14 protein-coding genes are annotated in these 16,603 nt (G+C 35.1%); 3 read left to right on the forward strand and 11 right to left on the reverse strand.

Features of this window, described 5'->3' with window-relative positions:
- The coding region (locus HDF25_RS24910) for an RNA polymerase sigma factor (protein WP_184629132.1) at positions 1-423 on the reverse strand (423 nt) is incomplete at its 3' end.
- Between the two features lie 105 nt (positions 424-528).
- The gene (locus HDF25_RS26005; protein WP_184629133.1) at positions 529-738 is read right to left on the reverse strand and encodes a sigma factor-like helix-turn-helix DNA-binding protein; all 210 of its coding nucleotides are present in this window, start codon (positions 736-738) and stop codon (positions 529-531) included.
- Positions 739-1,412: 674 nt separating this feature from the next.
- Here HDF25_RS26005 and HDF25_RS24920 point away from each other — a divergent pair.
- Positions 1,413-2,480 (forward strand): glycosyl hydrolase family 18 protein, encoded by a 1,068-nt coding sequence (locus HDF25_RS24920; protein ID WP_184629134.1) that lies wholly within the window; start codon positions 1,413-1,415, stop codon positions 2,478-2,480.
- A 111-nt stretch (positions 2,481-2,591) separates the two neighbouring features.
- Here the strand turns inward: HDF25_RS24920 and HDF25_RS26010 are convergent, their stop codons facing one another.
- Both HDF25_RS26010 and HDF25_RS24930 read right to left on the reverse strand, forming a co-directional pair.
- Positions 2,592-2,897, reverse strand: coding sequence for a beta-1,6-N-acetylglucosaminyltransferase (locus HDF25_RS26010; protein ID WP_411267950.1), 306 nt, complete (start codon positions 2,895-2,897; stop codon positions 2,592-2,594).
- 149 nt (positions 2,898-3,046) lie between these two features.
- Positions 3,047-3,196 (reverse strand): hypothetical protein, encoded by a 150-nt coding sequence (locus HDF25_RS24930; RefSeq protein ID WP_184629136.1) that lies wholly within the window; start codon positions 3,194-3,196, stop codon positions 3,047-3,049.
- Between the two features lie 61 nt (positions 3,197-3,257).
- On the opposite strand from HDF25_RS24930, the gene HDF25_RS24935 reads away from it, so the two are divergent.
- On the forward strand, positions 3,258-3,416 hold the full coding sequence (locus HDF25_RS24935; RefSeq protein WP_184629137.1) for a DUF4372 domain-containing protein: 159 nt from the start codon (positions 3,258-3,260) through the stop codon (positions 3,414-3,416).
- A gap of 255 nt (positions 3,417-3,671) precedes the next feature.
- Here HDF25_RS24935 and HDF25_RS24940 read toward each other — a convergent pair whose 3' ends face one another.
- From HDF25_RS24940 to HDF25_RS24970, 7 genes are all read right to left on the reverse strand, one after another.
- Positions 3,672-4,907, reverse strand: a complete 1,236-nt coding sequence (locus HDF25_RS24940) for a thioredoxin family protein (RefSeq protein WP_184629138.1) — start codon at positions 4,905-4,907, stop codon at positions 3,672-3,674.
- Positions 4,908-5,358: 451 nt separating this feature from the next.
- Positions 5,359-6,189, reverse strand: coding sequence for a universal stress protein (locus HDF25_RS24945; RefSeq protein ID WP_184629139.1), 831 nt, complete (start codon positions 6,187-6,189; stop codon positions 5,359-5,361).
- 41 nt (positions 6,190-6,230) lie between these two features.
- Positions 6,231-7,640 carry an inorganic phosphate transporter gene (locus HDF25_RS24950; RefSeq protein ID WP_184629140.1) on the reverse strand — a complete coding sequence of 470 codons (1,410 nt, stop codon included), beginning with the start codon at positions 7,638-7,640 and terminating at the stop codon, positions 6,231-6,233.
- A 61-nt stretch (positions 7,641-7,701) separates the two neighbouring features.
- A complete protein-coding gene (locus HDF25_RS24955) occupies positions 7,702-8,946 on the reverse strand; it encodes a porin (RefSeq protein WP_184629141.1) in 1,245 nt (414 codons plus the stop codon).
- Between the two features lie 122 nt (positions 8,947-9,068).
- Positions 9,069-11,135: a polyphosphate kinase 1 gene (ppk1, locus tag HDF25_RS24960; RefSeq protein ID WP_184629142.1), complete on the reverse strand. Its 2,067-nt coding sequence runs from the start codon at positions 11,133-11,135 to the stop codon at positions 9,069-9,071.
- A 278-nt stretch (positions 11,136-11,413) separates the two neighbouring features.
- The gene (locus HDF25_RS24965) at positions 11,414-12,319 is read right to left on the reverse strand and encodes a hypothetical protein (protein ID WP_184629143.1); all 906 of its coding nucleotides are present in this window, start codon (positions 12,317-12,319) and stop codon (positions 11,414-11,416) included.
- Between the two features lie 33 nt (positions 12,320-12,352).
- Positions 12,353-12,526 (reverse strand): hypothetical protein, encoded by a 174-nt coding sequence (locus tag HDF25_RS24970; protein WP_184629144.1) that lies wholly within the window; start codon positions 12,524-12,526, stop codon positions 12,353-12,355.
- 1,081 nt (positions 12,527-13,607) lie between these two features.
- Here HDF25_RS24970 and HDF25_RS24975 point away from each other — a divergent pair.
- On the forward strand, positions 13,608-16,502 hold the full coding sequence (locus tag HDF25_RS24975) for a TrlF family AAA-like ATPase (protein ID WP_184629145.1): 2,895 nt from the start codon (positions 13,608-13,610) through the stop codon (positions 16,500-16,502).
- Positions 16,503-16,603 lie beyond the last annotated feature (101 nt).

The raw sequence follows: 16,603 nt of genomic DNA on the forward strand, positions 1-16,603 counted from the left end.
AAATACCATACGGCATTTTTCAGGCAGCTTTTCAACCTCTTCATTCATCAATTCCAATAACAGTATGTAGTGTATCCTGTCTTCCAGATCTCCGGTATCGGTAAGATGCTCCGATTTCTCCCGATCACGTTCCTCAACAGAAAATTTCATCGCCCGCTTTAATAAATGAAATATTCTATATTTTATTGCCGTTGCCAGATAGGCGGTAATATTTTCTATAACTGCGTTTTCCCTGTTTTTCCAAAGACTCACCAATACATCGTGAACAACATCTTCAGAAGATTGTAAATCCTTTAAACGGTTATATGCAATACCATACAATATTTTCCAATATCGATTATAAATTTCAGTAAATGCCACACTATCCCCCGCTTTCAAAAGGTTAGTTAATTCACCTTCAGAAAACAAATTGTACCCTTCCATGATCTAAAAATTTATGCTATACTTTCCCAGCCACATTCTGGCACTTTAAATCTCTTTCCAATTATCTTTCACCATTCTTATTGTATATTGAGACGCAGGCAGCACCTATTTGCTACAAAAAAAAATAAAATAATATTGATGCAAAATCTCCATCTTACTGCCAAGTCTAATTAATGCTTTATTCATATGGTTTTCTACTGTACCGGTAGAAATATTCACCTTTTCTGAAATCCCCTTTACAGCTAAATCTCCCTCCCTGCTGTATTTAAATACTATCCGGCATTTTTCAGGTAGCCTTTCAACCTCTTCAATCATCAATTCCAATAAGAGTGTGTGGTGTATCTTGTCTTCCAGATCCTGGCACCTTAAATCTCTTTCAAATTTTCATTTCATCATACCAATAAGATGTTCCTTCATGGAAATCATGACATTTCTACAAGAATTAATTACACAAAATCAATTATAATTAAAATAATTACACAAAAAAATTGAAAAACAACGAAATTCTTATCTAAATTCTAATTTTTTACTATTTAAAAGTTGTAAAATAAATAATTTTAAACAATTTAAAAAATTTTATATGAATTTACAACTTTAAATAATCCAATCTACCAGTTAAACCCACCTTTTCAGTTCGCCATGATATAGACGGTAGAATCTGGATAGCTCCAACACAAATTATCAAACCTGCAATCTATTGACAGTGATATTATTTTATTCTTTTTCAATATTGAATAGGTGCTACCTCTTTCTCTATACACTCTCATACATAAGTAATCTTATATCAAATGAACAGTTCGTTAAACTTCGGTTTAAAGGATTGTCTTATTTACGGGTATGTATTAATCCATCAAGAGCTGAAAAGTTGTGGCTGCTGCCGCTATTGTTTCAGTAGTAAAAGCAGGAACTAAGTAACCTATGAGGTACATTAATAAAGAGACATCTCCAAAAGCCCAATAAGAATCAAATAAACTATAAAACCATTAAGTATGAACATTTTAAAAAAAAACATTTGTCGCTTAGTTACCCTGTCCGTAGCTGGCCTGCTCTGCCTTTCGGCATGTAAAAAATCGACTACCCCGAGTCCATTGGAAGATCAAAACAACCTTTCTTTAAGTTGCATTAATCCTGCTAATACTCCTATGACTGCTAATGCCCTTCCATCCACTGCTTTGATAGCTTATGTGGAAACTAACAATAATAACCTCAACAACATGGGGTTGTTCACCTTAAGTGGAGTAAACAGTGCTAAAAACGGCTTACCTATCGTCAATGTTGCTTGTATCTTTGCCGGCAATATTAACCTTAGTCAGGAGGCAACGCCAAAAGCTGTAGTTTCGTTAAATGCACAAACATACTATTTGCTCGAGAAAACTGACTATGTAAAAAAATTGCATGAAAAAGGCATCAAGGTAACCTTAAGCTTATTGAACAATCATGATGCCAGCGGATGGAGCCAGTTCACAAGTCAGGCTGATGCGGATTATTTTGCAAAAAGTGTAAAAGCCACTGTCGATAAATACAGTTTAGATGGAGTGGAGGTTGATAATGAATACTCTAACGGAATTCCAAATGATAAATCAATGCCTATGGTCATAGCTGCCATTCGCAAGTTACTGCCAACAAAAATAATTGGACTTTATTTATTCAACGTGAGTGATACTGAAATCAAAAATAGTGCGTCATCAATAACTTATGCTATCACTAATTTTGGAGGTACCTTTACTGGAAACGATATCCCAGCTAATAAAATATTTGTTGAAAGTTCCTCTTTAGATATAGCTGACAATACTGCCTCTGCCATCAAGAATAAAGGCGGAGGTGTGATGCTTTTCAATGCCAATGGCGGCAGCAGATCTGATTTCAATAGTTTCGCGACAAATGTTTATGGTTCTAAAGCTAAGGTATCCTCAACAGCTTTAGCAACTGATGGCCCGGATAATGGTAACTCGCCGGTAGTGAGTATTGATAAAAATTCCGATGGAAGCATAAAAGATGTTCATTATTATGTTTTGCCAACGGCTACTGGTACAGCGAATGTAATGCGATCCAAATAATATTAAGGACATAAAAAGCCTGCATCATAAGAAAATCATGACCAGGCCGATCAAAAAAGAAGGCTTCGGAAACCACCCCGAAGCCTAAAATAAACCGACTAACAAACCAAATTATGAATACGATGGGTAATCCTGGACGCTTAATAAATTGAGGAAGCTATAATTCTTTTTTAAGGATATAACCTCGTTCATTGAGCTTATTATGCCTAGAAACAAACTGTTTCCTCCCCAGTTACAATTTACTCTGTTTTTTATAAATAAGACCCGAACGATACTTAATGCTAAATTAAAATCTTCAATAGCCGATTTTGTATCAATATGTATATAAAAATCTGCTTCAGGGTGATGAAGCCGCTTAATCAATCTTATCAACTGATCAGGATTTTTATGAGCCATGATAATATGTGCAATACGCATATTTAATTTTGAGGGTAAATATTTTATTCTGGTTTATAGCACTTTGCGGTATTGGTCCTGTCATATTCAGATTAGTCTCTTTCCAATTGTCTTTCATAATAATTATAGTATATTGAGACAGGGGCATCACCTATTCGATACAAAAAAAATTATCCAGACAAACTTCCCTCCCTGCTATATTTAAATACCATCCGACATTTTTCAGACAGCTTTTCAACCAATCCATCCATCAATTCCAATAAGAGTATGTAGTGTATCCTGTCTTCCATATCTCCGGTATCGGTAAAATGCTCCTTCATTGGCATTATGTCACCATCATGAGCATTAGCTTTAATTACCATAAAAACCACAGTCTCCGCGATGAGAAAAGTAGATTTATTCAGCCAAATATTAGCTCATATTTCGAGAGAAAAATTTGACAAGTTAGTCTTGAAACACCAAAGTGATAAACATGCCAAAGGACTAAAGCTGGATGTCCCTCTTTTTGCTCAACTATGCACTTCGGGAATTATTAATTAATTTTTTGATGGTAATTACCGGCATGGTAGATTTCACAACCATTTGTAGGTTTTGTTGTTTCGCTATATCGTAATAAATAGAGCTGGTGGTAGATACCATTCCGATTACCTAAACGCTTGCATTAAAGGCAGGCCCTCCGCCTGAAAATTTCCGGCGGACCACACCCTCACTATAATAGTAAGGCATTCCTTCTGGATGTGTAATGGCACGAACGGCTGAGCCTACTTGTGGTGGCTCACCCAATTCCAATGCTTTTTATTTATTAACCCAGGTTTTTTCCCCTTTTTTCATTTTATCAAGGGTCTTTTGGTAGTTGCCTTTTTCTTCGGCTGAAACCAGATCCAGTCCCTGCTGCTCTATTACAATTGCCTCTTCTTTCTTTCCCATTTTATAAAGTAAATTGGCATAGGTATCTAAAATAGCAGCATCTTTATGCTGTGTTTTTTCGACACTACGCTTACTCCAGCTTAAAGCAGCAGCAATACAATCCGCATCTTCACAATTCTCAAAAACTGTCCAGGCAAAGGAATTCAATGTTGGTCCGTCAGCATCCTTACCATATTTTTCCATATAAGACAACACGGCGGGCTGATATTTAATCCATTTTTGGGTTTTTTCATAAAATTGGACCTGTAAGAGACTAGTTGATCTGTTCAGCTCAATGGAAGGATATTTAGCCTTTACAACGGCAATAAGAGAATCCAGATTTACAGTAGCGCTCCTTAAAAGAGGATAGATATTTTCTTTAAGAACTACATCACTTAGAATTTTATCCACTTTATCTTTACCCAGTATGGCATCAATTTTTTTACGGTTTTTAAGCATCAGTTCAAACCCTTCACTTTTACTGTCTTTTATACTCCGACTTAAAAAGTCCAGATTTTCCTTAGTATAAAGGTTGGTCTGTGTTTTCAGGTAAGCTGCTGAAAGTTTTGCCGAATTATCTGGATCATAAGCCGCTTCAGCAACGGCAACTAATTCCTTTATGGCCTGGGGGGACATACTACCGGCTTCAAATTTTTTAAGCAGCGTATAATATTGTGTTTCGGGATGTAAAGCTTTTTCCGCCTTGGCAATAAATCCATCCACGTCCCCGCCCCCCACTATCCGGTGTACTAAATCGCCATTTGGTGAAAAGATCAAAAATGTGGGATAGGCTTTAATTCCATACGCTTTACCAATGGAATCTGCATCTTTATACCAGCCTTTCACCTCTTCACTATCACCAGTAGTTTTATCAAATTGCACCTTTACATTTACGAAGTTTTTATTAAAAAAATCGCCCATTTTATCTTGAGGAAAAATAGTGTTGCTCATATATTTACAAGGACCACACCAGGTAGTAAAGCAATCTACAAGAAGATACTTATTCTCCTTTTTAGCCTTTTCCTTAACCTGCACCCAAGTTAATCCGTGCTCAAAATGTGTCCCTTTGTCTTGTGCTGATCCTATAAACGGGATCAATAGAAATAACATTACTAATTTTTTCATTTGTTTTTTTTATAATTATTAAATAATAGTATCCATTAACCTGGATTCGGTTTTATCCGTTTTTTTGTCCAGATCAGCACCGCGAAGGTTCACTGCTACTATTTTGCCTTGCGGATCAATTAAAAAGTTGCTCGGAATAGATGAATGCCATACAAGCTGGCTACCTGGATAAAACCAATTACATTGACCCCTTCTCGCCAAAATACAACATTTCGCGAGACATCAGATATTCAGCGTTTTGATGGGGTAATTCAGGTTAGGTTTGTGCACATTTTCTACTCTCTCTTTTATACTAAGTGTATGGAGAAAGAGGTAGCACCTATTCAATATTAAAAATAAGTGAAAATAACTATGATTTTAGCAGACTCGATTTAGAAAAACAAAACCATGAAAGAAACAGAATACAGCATACCCGGTTTCTTTCGTGGTTAAATTAACACCCCAAATAGCACTATTCGTGAAGCACCAAGATGGCTTTAACAGATTTATTTAATACCTCATTTACAGTGCTGCTGGCAAATAAACGGTAAATAATATTGTGATTTCTTTTCACTAAGCACAGAATGTCGGTTTTATTATTTTCTATAAAATCTATAATCCCATTTGACGTCTTACCTTCATCATCAACATAGTTAAAATTAATTTCTACTGAAGGAATCAAATCCTGCAATTTTTTTTCCCCATTTTTTATGGCTTTTACATCCATATCTTTTTCGGAAATATGAAGTACCTCAAGCTTTTTCGGTTCAGAAACCTTTAGTATCTGTGTTAATGCCTTAACATCCTTTACCGATAACCTGGTTGTCTTATAATCCGTAGCCAAAGTGATTACCCATGTTGCAGGTAACTGGCTATCTATAGGCACAATTAATGTCGGGATTCGCATTTTTGTAACCACCATACTGGCATTGCTGCCTACAATACCTTTAATACCTGTAGCTCCTGTAATACCCATCACTAAAAATGATACTGCATTATACTCTGTATATTTAGTAATCACACTCCTTAGAAAGCCCACATCACAAATGGTTTTAATTTTTATGTCTTGATAATCTTCAATCTGACTGAATGTCTCAACCCACTCTTTTAAAGCGGATCTTTTTTTAGCGTAATAATCTTCAATAAAAATTGCATTGTATGTGCTATTATTAATACCTTCAGTTGGATGTATAGCGTGAATTACAGTAATTTCCATCTGTAAAACTTTAGCAAGGGACAAAGCATATACCATCGCATTGCTCGCACTGTTTGAAAAATCTGAGGCAACTAGTATTCGTTTCATTTTTTTTCGGTTAAATGTAAATTAATCAAAAGTCTGCAATATTAAATAAAGAGATGGAAGAGCATAAATAACAATAATGACAACAATATGGAAACTGGTAAGGTAAGTACCCAGGCTAACCCAATGCTTTTTAAGGTCCCTGCATTTAGATTACTTTTACCGCCGGATGCAACCATTGAACCTGCAATACCGCTCGATAAAACATGGGTTGTACTCACGGGCAACCCTAAAACTGTACTTATACCAATAGTTGATGCTGCAACAATTTCACTCGTGGCTCCCTGGGCATAGTTTAAATGTTCGTTACCAATTTTTTCGCCAATGGTAACTACAATTCTTTTCCAGCCTATCATCGTACCTAAACCTAATGAAGCAGAGATAACGATAATTACCCAAATTGGTGCAAACTCTATTACCTTCTTAATTTGTGATGCCTCATGATTAAGTGCATTACTACTTTTTTCGTCAATAACTAAAGCTTTATTCCCCAGGAATGCTTTAATTGATATCCCAAGACCTTCTACCTGCTTTCTAAATTTATAGGTACCTTCTTTATCCTTTTCATTCTTGTGCGCAAGATGTGTTTTCACAGCCTCAATCTCGCTATTTAGCTTCGCAAATTCTACACTGTTTTTAGGATTAGCTACAGCAACTGTTCGTAAAACACTTTCCGTTTGATTTAATATTGAAACAATTTTATCATTGGGAATGTTATGGTCGACAGCAAATTTAGCCGGTAGAAATGCAATGAGTATTAACATAAAAAGGCCCACTCCTTTTTGTCCATCATTACTACCATGAAAAAAGCTTACCAGGGTACAGGTGGTAATTAAAATGGCCCTGATTAGTAAAGGGGGTCTGTCATTTTCACCCGTTGGAATATGGAAAAGTGCTTTATATTTGATTACGTGTCTTAAAAAATACATCAGCAACATGGCCAAACCGAAACCAATAAGCGGCGAAAGAATCAGTGACAAGCCAATTTCTTCGGCCTTATGCCAATTTACACCACTGCCGCCATAATACCAGGTAAATCCTAAACCGGCCCCAATTAAAGCACCAATAAGGGTGTGAGAACTAGAACAAGGGATACCTAAATACCATGTTCCTAAATTCCAGATAATAGAGGCCAATAAAACGGCAAGTACAAGACTTGCTCCAACTGCTGTCGGAAGTGTCATTAACGTATCCATTGGTACAAGTTTTAAAATTCCCATGGCTACAGCGATTCCGCCAGTAAAAACACCTAAGAAATTCCAGAATCCAGACCAGGGTATGGCAATAACGGGTTTAAGTGCCTTGGTATAAATTACAGTTGCGACGGCATTGGCCGTATCATGAAAGCCATTAACGAACTCAAAGGCTACTACGGCAAACAAGCATAGTGCAAAAACTATTGCAAGACCTGTGGATAAATCGGATTCACCTAAAAAAGGTACGAGTAAAAGCATAATTTATTTTTCAGTTTAAAATTGGATGATTTAAATTTTAGTATGAAGATGACTGAATGTATTACCAACGATATTGCATCCGTGTAGTAAAAACATCATCTTTAATGTCATGAGCATAATTTTTAAGACTTGTGGATTCGTTCTTAACGTGTTCATTATAAACTGTTAATTTCAATCTCGGACTTAATTGATAGGTCAGTCCATAACCTAATGTGTTAAATTTAACATCACCATCGTCAGTGAAATTTCCCGCTGTTCCTATTGTTTTGCCTCTGGCTTTTGTATTTGGGTCATATACATCATATGCGCACAATGCAGTAAATTTAGTTTTGGCAATTTGCTGCGTAAACCATAAATAATAACCATTAAAATTCCGTTCAAATAAATTACCTAATGGTTGGGTGCCAAAACTTTGACTTGCATAAGGTCCTAGCAATTTATCAGGCCCACCGGCTGCTACACCAGGTTGTTTACCTGCAACATATTCAGTTTTAAAAGTTGTAACACCAAAGCTATTGTCATATTGTAATTGTAGATTGGCACCATAATAAGTTCTGTTTAGGTTTTTGCCAACAAAATCATCACTTGTGTTTTCTGTATAACCATTATTATTTGGAGTATAAAACGTTTTGGTGTTACTCCGAACAGATCCTTTATAAAAGGAACCGCCAAAACCGATATGAATTTTTTTGTTAGCAAGGCTATCAAATTTAAATGTCAGGTTGCCAATAATATCTTTTTTACTATCATAATCCTTCGCATTTTTTCCACTTCCATTTACCACAGCAAATTCTACTGTTAAAAATTTTGCTATACTTTGTGAATGGAAACCGATTAAAGCACCAAGATCACGCTCACGAGGCATTATCGTTTGAAAAACACGGGCCCGTTCCGGAAAATCACGGTAACCTGATGAATAAACGATAGAATACCCAAACGGCCTATTAAATAAACCTGCAGTGAAATTAAAAAAATTATAATCCGGATGGCGCAATTGAACAAAAGCATCCATCAGCTGGATGCCATCTTGCGTGGCATCGAGTTGAAAAACGATGCTTGAATATTTATCCACCCTATCGATCTTTAAACGCCCCCTTCTAATCATAAACCGACTATCGGAATTAGTTGAAAAATCGCCTCCGGAAAAAGAAGTTATCCCAGGAGATTGTGCTTTTTGAAATTGAGTTTGCAGGTAACCCGTAATCTTAATATCATGTGGGTCGTAACTAGATGGCGCATTGTTATTTTGCCCGAAAGAGATAATAGGTAAAATAAGTATTGATAACGAAAGGATGTGTGTTTTCATTTATACAAAAAGCAAGCGTGTTATTTAATATCAATAATTCATTATTATTTCAGTATTCAATGTACTACCCGAGCTTTCTATAAAAGTTCAAAGTTATTACACCTGGGAATTCATTGATTTGCCTACTTTTGAAAATTGTTCTTAATTAGTTGATAAAAATCTTCTTGTGCATCATAACCATATTCTAAAACTGGCTCGATAGATGTCGGGTTCAGATGATGGCCAATCCGTGTTGATTTTCTGTAGTGTGCTAACTGTATTTGTATAAAACTAAATATCTCCTGTCTGCACGCTTCATTATATACAGGGAACACCACTTCTACTCTTGATCGCAAGTTACGCTCCATCCAGTCTGAAGAGCCTAAGAAGACTTTTGGTACGCCATCATTATTGAAGATAAATATTCTTGAATGTTCCAGATATCTTCCTACAACCCGGGTAAAACTAATGTTTTCGCTGAGTCCTGGTACGCCAGGTTTCAGGCGGCAAATACTGCGTACGATCAACTCAATTTTCACACCAGCATTGGAGGCTTCATAAAGCGCATCAATCATTTCACTGTCTTCAAGGTTATTGAGTTTGATCATAATTCTCCCTTCTCTTCCGCTGCGTGCAATAGTTATTTCATCGCTGATCAATTTTTTAAACTCATCAATGATATTAAATTGCGATACCAGAAGGTGACGGAAGGGGGCAGGCTGTCTGCCGGTGTACAGATAAAGGAACACATCTTTTAGTTCCTCATTCATTACGGGGCTAGCAGTAAAGAGCCCAATATCAGAATACACGCCAGCTGTTCTTTCGTTGAAATTTCCAGTACCATAAAAACCATAAGTTTTGGTTATACCGTCTTTTATACGGGTGATTAATGCTGTTTTAGCATGCACTTTTATATCTGGAAGGCTGTAGAAAATTTCGATACCCGCTTTCTCCATTTTCTCTGCCCAAAGAAGATTGTTAGCCTCATCAAATCTTGCTTTGACCTCTACAAAAGCCTTTACTTTTTTACCATTTTTTGAAGCACTGATCAGCGCATTGACAATATGAGAGTCGAATGCTACACGATAAAAAGTAGCCATGATTTCGGTTACATAAGGGTCGAGAACCGCCTGGTTAAAAAATATCAATACATGATCATAAGATTGATAAGGAAAATGCAATAAAAAATCTTTGTCATCCAGTGCTTTGAAATAATTCTTGTATGAAGTCAGCTCTTCATGTTTTAACGGCTTCCATTTTGGTAATCCTGATAAGGATGAATTGACTGGAATTGGGAAACCGAAAAAATCACTCATTTGCTGGTATCTACCGGTGGGGGTCAGCTCTTCATGTTCAATCTTAAATAATTCCGTAAATGATGACACTAACTCTTTAGGCATAGAAACATCATATTGAAACCGTGATGGCGCACCAAATGCACGTTGCTCAAGGCTAAGTTTCATTTGGTCAGCAATCTCACCAGTGTACTCGTCGAGACTGAGCCCCGCATCTCTATTCAACTTGATGGAATATATGCCTTTTACTATATAGTTTTCCAAAAATTTCTCACCCCCGATCCGCACGATATCATCTAGATAAATTACATAATGCTGATCATTAACCTGCGGCAGGGAAACAAATCGTGGCAGGTGTTGAGTGGGAACATTGAGCAATATGAGTTTTTCCTGATTATCATGCAGGGAGACTTGCCACACAAGGTATACTTGCCGGTCCTCAAGAAAAGGTGTATTTTCCTTACTGAGCCAAATGGGTTGTAAAAAAGAGGCAACTTGTGCGTTGAAATATTCGTATATAAATTCCAGGTGCTCTTTTAGCACCTGCTCATGGTTTTGATAAAGAATAACATTGTTTTTTTCCAACTCTGGAATAATAGTCGTAGCAAGAATAGAGCGAAGATAGTTAGTCTGATGGCTTGCTTCTTCACGTACGGCAGCCAGAATATCGCTATAGGAACTATTTTCTTCCTCATTAAAATCCCCAATCTTATCCAGTGTTTCCAAATGTGATACGCGGACACGATAAAACTCATCCAAATTAGATGCATGAATGGCAATGAATTTTATCTTTTCAACGATAGGCAAAAGCGGGTCCAAACTCTCTTCCAAAACACATTGATTAAAACTCAACCAGCTAATGTCACGATTAAAATAACGGGTTACTTCAAGGATTGACTCATTGTAATTTTTCATAATAAGTTTAAAATATTGCTGCTACTTGTGTATTAACTCTATAGTACATATTCATTAATTATTTCTGGTGTACATGGCAAAATGTGAACATTAAAAATGCAGATCTTAAACAAGTCATAATGAAATTCCTCGAAGGGCAATCCCTCACTTTTCTCATCAAGAATAATAGCATTATTGTCCGGGAAGAAACTGCCCCAACAATGATAGTTGTGATAGAGGTAAAACACGATTTCAATCCAGATTATCTAATAGTAAAACTGTATCATCTGGATTAAAAGTTACTTAAGTAACTGATCCAGCTCTTGCCTCAATTTTAAACTTACCTGTCTACCATCTGTATACGAAAATTCTGGCGCTAGTGTATGAGATATCATGTCTATATAATTGCTATATATGTTTTGTATGTCGGCTTTGTACATAAGTTTAGTGGCTACACCCATAAAGTCATTATATGCACTATCTATGGCTTTGCTATTTTTTGCATCCATAATAACATGCCTTGTATAAATGTAAAGCTGGTATTCTCTAATAAAAGGGTCGCTAATTTCTGCACTAATCACTTTAAGCATACCTAAATTAGAATAGTCCCCAACATTTTTGCCAGTGAGACATTTTTTCAATTGTACGCCATGAAGATAATCGCTTAACCACTTACGGTATGAAGCAGACATTTTGAATAAGGCACCCTGATTGTGGTCTGTAGATTTACTTAGCAAACTGTCCAAGCGCTTCCCTTCATCAAAGGTCATAACTTTACTAAAAATTAGTCTACATAACGACTTGAATCGCTCATTGCCACCAGGTGTATTTAAACTATCCTTGTAATAATTTAAATATTTTTCATTCCTTAGAGAGTCTCTACCATAATTTACACGATAATTCCTCAATATATTGTAAGTGTAAAACTCTACGTCTTCTCTTTTCAGGTTTTTTAAGCTTTGTCTTTTTTCGCTATCAATTTGTGCATTCATTACAGCTTTAAAATCGTTAATCTTCCTCACAAAAATATCCACTGGAATCTGGTAGGCACTGTATTTTAAATCACCATTGACTATAGGGATATATTTATTCAATACCACTTGTTTATTTTCCACCAGGGAGTCAGAAAGTTCTGATTCAGGTGTTTGTGCGAAACCGCTAAGAGCCAACAGCATTAATAAAATATTAATTAATTTGATTTTCATATTTCTTAATTACCAACAAAATACTCTTATTGATTAAATTTCCACCTCAACACAAGAACCAAATTTATCAGTTGGCACCTCTCCTGCATAAACAATATCGACGTTATACTGTCTGACTATCATAGGCATGATATTTTTTATATCTTCACTAGCATTTCCTGCGAGGTAGTTATTTACTGCCTGTAAAAATTGATCTGATAATTCCATTTTCTACTGTCTCTTTTATAGTAAGTATATGGAGACAGGGGGCGGCACCTATTCTATATTAAAAAAAGTTAAAATAATATAAATGCAGGTACTTTATCTTAGTGCGAAGTCTTATTAATGCCTTATTTATATGGTTTTCCACTGTACTGGTAGAAATATTCATCTCGCCAGCATACAACATTTTGCTAGATATCAGATATTCAGTGCCCCGATAGGTAATTCAAAACAAGCATCTATAAGAGACATACATTTCTTATGGAATTTGGCGATAACAAATAAGCAATCTGAGGAACAAAAATTGCCAAAAAGAAAGAATTTCACTAAAAAAAAAGACAAAAAAATAGCCGTAATCAACTAGATTACAGCTACTTATAATATCCAACAGTACTTTGGTAAGTTCTTGGAAATAACTTATTAAAGTACTGATTATCAATCAGTTACAACGCCTATTTACCAATACAGAACATAATAATCATTGATTATCAAATAGTTACATACATACAGGTACAAAATGAGTACAATTATTTTACATCAGAACGACAATGTCAAAATTACAAACAAAAACTTCAAACAAACAACATAAATACATGTATATCATAAACTTAAACATACAACATCTAGTATAATAAAACTTAAATGTGTGATTTCTTTTCTCATAGTCACGAACTTAAAATCTATTAAAACTACTTACAAGCGACAGATTAATATTCTATCGACCAAAAGCTTATAAGTCTTTTAGTCACTGCACAATTAGCCTAATATGTAATATCCACCTAGGGCATAAATTAACAGCAAAACTTCGATCGCTTAAATCTAATGAACATTAAACTAATCACCACTAAAAACCTAAACCAGATAGCCATAAAATTAACTCCAACGAACCGGATACCTAAAACCTCCAGCATTAACTAACATTTTAAAGAACAAGCAGGTCAGTAACTTTACATATTCAACAGTATAATTGTGATTGTACAATTCTACTCCTTCAAATTTTAGAATGCGACATCAAAGTCTATCCAGGTTAAGCCTATTTATTAGTAATATCATTATTTTAACTAATTTGGTACAAATTAAATGCTTTATGAGTAAAGAGATTTCTTATCCAAAAGGTTCTGAATGGCGAAAGTGGGATCTACATGTGCATACACCATATTCGTTAATACAACATTTCAATGGAAGCGATATAAATGATAAGTGGGAAATTTTCATTTCCGATTTAGAATCTTTGCCAGAAGAATTTCAAGTGATAGGAATAAACGACTATTTATTTATTGAAGGATACAAAAAAGTACTAGAATATAAAGCAGCAGGTCGTCTTAAAAATATAAAAACGATTTTACCCGTTGTTGAGTTTAGAGTGAAAAAATTCGCTGGCCATAAGGATTTCAAAAGAATTAACTTCCACGTAATTTTTTCTGATGAGCTTAAACCTGATATAATTGAAAGCCAATTCTTGAACGGCCTTAGTTCTAAATATCATCTTACACCTGGACATACAGGAATCAGTTGGAATGGCCTTATCACTAGAGATAGCTTAGTTGACCTTGGTGCAGCTATTAAGAGCAGTGTTACAGCCGAACAACTGCCAAATTACGGTAGTGACCTAGAGGAAGGATTTAACAATCTAAATCTGGATGAAGAAGATATTTTAAAACTCCTAAGAGAGAGTACATACCTAAAAGGTCATAGTTTAACAGCGATTGGTAAGACGGAATGGGAAAGCTTATCGTGGAATGATCAGAGTATAGCTGAGAAAAAGGACGTAATTAATAAAGTAGATTTTGTATTTATTTCATCTGAAACAGCAGCAGCATGTCATAATGCTAAATCTAAACTGACCGAACAAGCTGTTAACAATTTACTTTTAGATTGTAGTGATGCTCATTATAATTCTACAAATCTTAACCAAAAAGATAGATTGGGAAAATGTTTCACATGGATAAAAGCTGATCCAACCTTTAATGGTCTAAAACAAGTAATTCATGAACCACTGACCAGAGTTTTAATTAGGGATGAAAGGCCAGATGCTAAAACTGACTACAATGTAATAGATAAAATAAGATTTCTCGGCAGTCAGAGCAATTATTTTTCTAATGATCCTGTTGAACTAAATCCCAATTTAAATGTAATTATCGGTGGTAAGTCATCAGGAAAATCTTTATTATTATATCATATAGCCAAAACAATTGACCCCATTCAAGTATTAGAAAAACTTGGTGTCGTTGGTGAAAAAGAGTATAATCTTCAAAGTAAAATAAATGATTTCGATTTCGAGGTCTTATGGAAAGACGGCCATGTAAACAAGCTTAGTGATGATCCTGATTCTCGAACCCGGCAAATAACCTATGTTCCACAAATGTATATCAACCATCTAGCAGAACAAAAAGGTGAGAAAAAATTAGCAGAACTTTTAGATAGCATTTTACTCCAGAACACTAATTTTAAGCGATTTAAAGAGGAAGTGGTCGAAGAAATTCAGGAGATTAATCTGGAAATATCAAATAGTATAAATGAAATCTTTATCATACGAGATAATTACCAATTTGCACAAAAGGAAGTAAAAGAAATCGGTGATAAAGCCGCCATCAAAGCCAATATTTTAGCAATACAGAAAGAGATTAACGATTTAAAATCAAAATCAGGGTTTACACCTGAGGAAGATAAATTATTTGCTAAACTGGTGAGGAAAAAAGACATAGCTATTAAAAACAAAGAAAGGATTGAAAACTATAAAACGAAAGTTTCTGAATATATAGGCATATTGGATTCACTTAAAGCTGAAACAGCTAGTACTTTAGAGGACAATATTTCCTATTGGACAGATTTAGATAGTGATCACTACGCCCAGACCTACCTCAATAAAAACCTGGATACTGATAAATTAATTTTAAATACTGCATTTGATAAGTTACTTAACAAATACAAATTAGTTGAAACAAGTTTTGATGATCAAATTAGTAATAAGTCGAAAGTACTTTTAGATTTTGACAACAAGTTTGCGCCATTCAATGCGAAAATCAGCAATCAAGTCTTGTTAAAAACACTAAATCAAAAGTTGGAGCAAGATCAAGGTAAGTTGAAGCAGATAGATGAAAAACAAAAACAATTACAAAAAATCGCTGATTCTGGCAAATTGTTAAAAGGTATCATTCTAGCTGGCACTGGCAAATTGTTAAATGCTTATAATAGGATACTTGCAGAAATATCAAAACCTTCCCTTTCTGAAATTGGAAATGGCCTAATTCTGAAAACTACATTAGAGTTAGATTTACCTTCTTTTCAAAATGGATTTTGCAGTTTATTAGACGGAAGGTCAAATTTCAATACAATATTCGGATCGTGCTTTAATACAGCCAATGACTATGTTTATGATGAGGTCACCCATGTTAATAATATCGAGATTATTTATGACAAAGTTTGGTCGTCAGAAAAACACAATATAAAATTCAAATCAGGGTTTGGCTCAAAAGAAGCTATATTGCAGCTACTTAAGGACAATTTTAAATTTGGGTACAATATTATTTATAACGGTGATGACATCCTTCAAATGTCTCCAGGAAAACGAGGGCTTGTTCTCATGCAAATCATATTACATTTAAGTAATGCTGAACATCCAATTCTAATTGATCAACCAGAAGATAATTTGGATAACAGAACCATTTTTAATGACCTAAATGAATTTGTGAAGAGTAAAAAGATTCAACGCCAAATCTTATTAGTTACCCACAACGCAAATTTAGTAGTTTCAACAGATGCAGAACAAGTGATCGTTGCAAATCAAAATGGACAAGATAAGGGGAAATCAAATGAAAAATATCAATTTGAATATATTTCTGGCGCTTTAGAAAACACCTTTAAAGTACCGTCAAACCCTGGGATTCTAAAACAAGTGGGCATTAGAGAGCACGTTTGCGATATTTTGGAAGGTGGGGAAATTGCTTTTCAGTATCGGGAAAAGAAATATGGGTTTAAGTAGAGAAGGGTTATCAAACTATTTACCAAATTTTCAAAACAGTAAGATCGGCTATCAGATGTTATTGCCTATGATGAATGTTGACCCTAAAACTGTTAATTCAT

Origin of the sequence: Pedobacter cryoconitis, from assembly GCF_014207135.1 — a bacterium.
GTDB lineage: Bacteria > Bacteroidota > Bacteroidia > Sphingobacteriales > Sphingobacteriaceae > Pedobacter > Pedobacter cryoconitis_D.

Excerpts from the sequence above, each read along its gene's own strand:
- HDF25_RS26005 (WP_184629133.1), bottom strand. The coding sequence starts at position 738 with ATGATTGAAGAGGTTGAAAGGCTACCTGAAAAATGCCGGATAGTATTT.
- HDF25_RS24920 (WP_184629134.1), top strand. The coding sequence starts at position 1,413 with ATGAACATTTTAAAAAAAAACATTTGTCGCTTAGTTACCCTGTCCGTA.
- HDF25_RS26010 (WP_411267950.1), bottom strand. The coding sequence starts at position 2,897 with ATGCGTATTGCACATATTATCATGGCTCATAAAAATCCTGATCAGTTG.
- HDF25_RS24930 (WP_184629136.1), bottom strand. The coding sequence starts at position 3,196 with ATGAAGGAGCATTTTACCGATACCGGAGATATGGAAGACAGGATACAC.
- HDF25_RS24935 (WP_184629137.1), top strand. The coding sequence starts at position 3,258 with ATGAGAAAAGTAGATTTATTCAGCCAAATATTAGCTCATATTTCGAGA.
- HDF25_RS24940 (WP_184629138.1), bottom strand. The coding sequence starts at position 4,907 with ATGAAAAAATTAGTAATGTTATTTCTATTGATCCCGTTTATAGGATCA.
- HDF25_RS24945 (WP_184629139.1), bottom strand. The coding sequence starts at position 6,189 with ATGAAACGAATACTAGTTGCCTCAGATTTTTCAAACAGTGCGAGCAAT.
- HDF25_RS24950 (WP_184629140.1), bottom strand. The coding sequence starts at position 7,640 with ATGCTTTTACTCGTACCTTTTTTAGGTGAATCCGATTTATCCACAGGT.
- HDF25_RS24955 (WP_184629141.1), bottom strand. The coding sequence starts at position 8,946 with ATGAAAACACACATCCTTTCGTTATCAATACTTATTTTACCTATTATC.
- ppk1 (WP_184629142.1), bottom strand. The coding sequence starts at position 11,135 with ATGAAAAATTACAATGAGTCAATCCTTGAAGTAACCCGTTATTTTAAT.
- HDF25_RS24965 (WP_184629143.1), bottom strand. The coding sequence starts at position 12,319 with ATGAAAATCAAATTAATTAATATTTTATTAATGCTGTTGGCTCTTAGC.
- HDF25_RS24970 (WP_184629144.1), bottom strand. The coding sequence starts at position 12,526 with ATGGAATTATCAGATCAATTTTTACAGGCAGTAAATAACTACCTCGCA.
- HDF25_RS24975 (WP_184629145.1), top strand. The coding sequence starts at position 13,608 with ATGAGTAAAGAGATTTCTTATCCAAAAGGTTCTGAATGGCGAAAGTGG.